The sequence below is a fragment of the Desulfobulbus elongatus DSM 2908 genome (genome assembly GCF_000621145.1).
GTDB lineage: Bacteria > Desulfobacterota > Desulfobulbia > Desulfobulbales > Desulfobulbaceae > Desulfobulbus > Desulfobulbus elongatus.
Genome location: NZ_JHZB01000073.1, coordinates 1 through 3,034 on the forward strand (window position 1 = coordinate 1; position 3,034 = coordinate 3,034).

The following is a 3,034-nucleotide window of genomic DNA, read 5'->3' on the forward strand; positions in this document are numbered from 1 at the left end:
TGTTGTCGGGTTTGGTCACCAGACAACATCTCTCATGCCATGTCACTTCGCCACTCATTCCGCAGTCGGGTACGCATTTGCCGGATGAACCAAAAAAATACTATGCACGATCACTCAAAGATTATCGCCAAGGAACTTAGCATACAGATCTCTCAGGTGGAAATCGTTTCTGCCTTCCTCAATGACGGTGCAACCATCCCGTTCATTGCCCGATATCGCAAAGAGGCCACAGGCTCTCTCGATGAGGTGGAAATCACCGCTATTCGTGATAGGCGGGCCGATCTGATAGACTTGGACAAACGCCGATCCGCCATCCTTGCTTCACTTGATGACCGAGCCCTCTTGAACGAAGCTTTGAGTCAGGCCATCCACACCGCTTCTGATCTAGCCGCCCTTGAAGATATCTATCTACCTTATCGGCCCAAACGAAGAACCAGGGCCCATGTCGCCAGGGAAAGAGATTTGGAGCCTTTGGCAACAATGCTGTATGGCCAAAACACACAGCGCATCGAACTTGAAAGGTTTGTGAATACCGAGAAGGACGTGGCCACGGTTGAGGAGGCCCTGAGCGGTGCCCGTGATATCATGGCGGAATGGATCAGCGAAGATGCCTCCATCCGTGCCCGTCTCCGGGATTTTTTTCACCGGAAATCAACCATCACCTCAACCGTCATCAAAAACCAGGAAGAGAAAGGCGCTAAGTTCAGGGATTATTTTGCTTGGCAGGAACCTGCCGGCAAGGTGGCTGGCCATCGATTGCTGGCCATGTTCCGAGGTGAGCAAGAAAAAATCCTCAGCCTTTCATTTCGACCGCCTGAAGCAGAGTCGTTGGCCATTTTGCATCGCTGCCTTGTCCGTTCCAACGATTTTGCTGGGCAGCAGGTGGCCCTGGCCGCTGAAGAGAGCTATAAACGGTTGCTCGCCCCCTCCCTGGAAAATGAACTCCGCGGGAACCTGAAAAAACAGGCCGACCAGGAGGCCATCGCCGTTTTCGCGGAAAACCTTCGTGAATTGCTGCTGGCCGCCCCCCTGGGGCAAAAACGGACCATGGCGCTTGATCCCGGGTTTCGAACAGGGGCAAAACTGGTCTGTCTTGGCGAACAGGGGAAACTGCTCCATTTCACAACCATTTACCCCACGCTCTCCGGGAGACAACGGGAAGAAGCGGCACAAACGGTTCTTCAGCTCTGCAAGCAATACCGTATTGAGGCCATTGCCATTGGCAACGGTACGGCAAGCCGGGAGACCGAATCCTTTGTTCGGGGATTACAACTGCCACCTGAAGTGATTGTCACCATGGTCGATGAAAGCGGCGCCTCCATTTATTCCGCCTCGGAGGTCGCACGTGCAGAATTCCCAGATCATGATATCACGGTCCGAGGCGCTGTCTCCATCGGCCGACGATTGCAGGATCCGCTGTCCGAACTGGTCAAGCTCGACCCCAAGGCCATAGGCGTCGGGCAATATCAGCATGACGTCAATCAAAAAGCATTGAAACAATGCCTGGACGACGTGGTGAGCAGCTGCGTGAACAAGGTCGGTGTCGAGGTGAACAGTGCCAGCAAGGAACTGCTTGCCTATGTCTCGGGATTGGGGGAAACGCTGGCGTCCAACATCCTTGCCTACCGCAGTGAAAAAGGTGCATTTACCACCAAACGACAACTGTTGGAGGTTCCCCGTCTTGGGAAAAAAGCGTTTGAACAATGCGCCGGTTTTTTACGTATTCATGATGGGAAAAACCCCTTGGATCGTTCAGGTGTGCATCCGGAACGATATGGTATCGTCGAACAGATGGCAAAGGCTTGCGGCTGCACGGTAGCAGCGCTTATGCAACAGGAAAACCTCCAGCAAATGATTCAACCTGAGCGATATGCATGTGATGAGGTTGGATTGCCGACCTTACAGGATATCATGGCCGAACTCGCCAAACCGGGTCGCGATCCCCGGCAATCATTTGCAGGTTTTGCCTTTGCCCAGGGCGTTGCCAAGTTGGAAGATTTGCGGGAGGGAATGTCGCTTCCGGGCATTGTGACCAATGTGACTAAATTCGGGGCCTTTGTCGATATCGGCGTGCATCAGGACGGCCTTGTTCACATCAGCCAATTGGCCGATCGTTATATAAAAGATCCATCTGAGGTGGTCAAGGTTCGGCAACAGGTGCAAGTGCGCGTTCTTGAAGTGGATACCCAGAGAAGACGTATTGCACTTTCTCTTCGCAACACCTGAGATTCGCTTCTGTTGGTGCCGACAAACGAACCTGCCGCTCCGTGCATTTTGGATGAATCGTACTCGGAAGCGCTGAGAATAAACAACCTTGTTCAACTAAAGGAAGACATGCAGATATGGGTTGATGCTGACGCCTGCCCCAAGGCCATTAAAGAGATTCTCTATCGTGCAGCCGAGCGAACCGGTGTTGTGGTGACCTTGGTGGCCAATCGACAGCTCAGTGCCCCACGGCTGAAGAATATCCGCTCACTGAGGGTTGCCTCGGGTTTTGATGTGGCGGATAATGAAATTGTGAGAAGGTTGGCTGTTGGAGATTTGGTTGTGACCGCCGATATACCGCTTGCAGCCGAGGTGACCGCCAAGGGTGGGTTTGCATTGAATCCTCGCGGCGAATTATACACCACGGACAATATTCAGGCCCGTCTCAGCATGCGCGACTTTATGGACGGTTTACGGGCAGCCGGTGTTGAAACAGGCGGCCCAGCCTCATTGAGCCAAAGTGACCGACAATTATTTGCCAATCAACTGGATCGTTTCTTGTCGACCCGTCTTCGGGAAAAATGATAGATTCTTAATACATAACTACTGTGCATTATAAATGAAAACGCTACTTACAAGGAGTCAATCTATTTCAACCGGCGAGAAAGGGAAGCCATTGCCGGTCAATGAGATCCTTTTTCGGGGATAAAGAGGGGATTATGTCGAAAAGCCTCAACAGCCCGTTGAAAAAGCCATGTTTCCGGGAGCATGCACTCGGTACGGCACGCCAAGCCGATCAAGACAAACCGGCACCGGTCAAAACATGCCC

2 protein-coding genes are annotated in these 3,034 nt (G+C 52.5%); both read left to right on the forward strand.

Annotation, left to right across the window (positions count from 1 at the left end; translation table 11 throughout):
- Positions 1 to 102: 102 nt before the first annotated feature.
- Positions 103 to 2,226 carry a helix-hairpin-helix domain-containing protein gene (locus Q362_RS0117510; RefSeq protein WP_028319675.1) on the forward strand — a complete coding sequence of 708 codons (2,124 nt, stop codon included), beginning with the start codon at positions 103 to 105 and terminating at the stop codon, positions 2,224 to 2,226.
- A gap of 108 nt (positions 2,227 to 2,334) precedes the next feature.
- The gene (locus tag Q362_RS0117515) at positions 2,335 to 2,790 is read left to right on the forward strand and encodes a YaiI/YqxD family protein (protein WP_028319676.1); all 456 of its coding nucleotides are present in this window, start codon (positions 2,335 to 2,337) and stop codon (positions 2,788 to 2,790) included.
- The last annotated feature ends 244 nt before the right edge of the window (positions 2,791 to 3,034 follow it).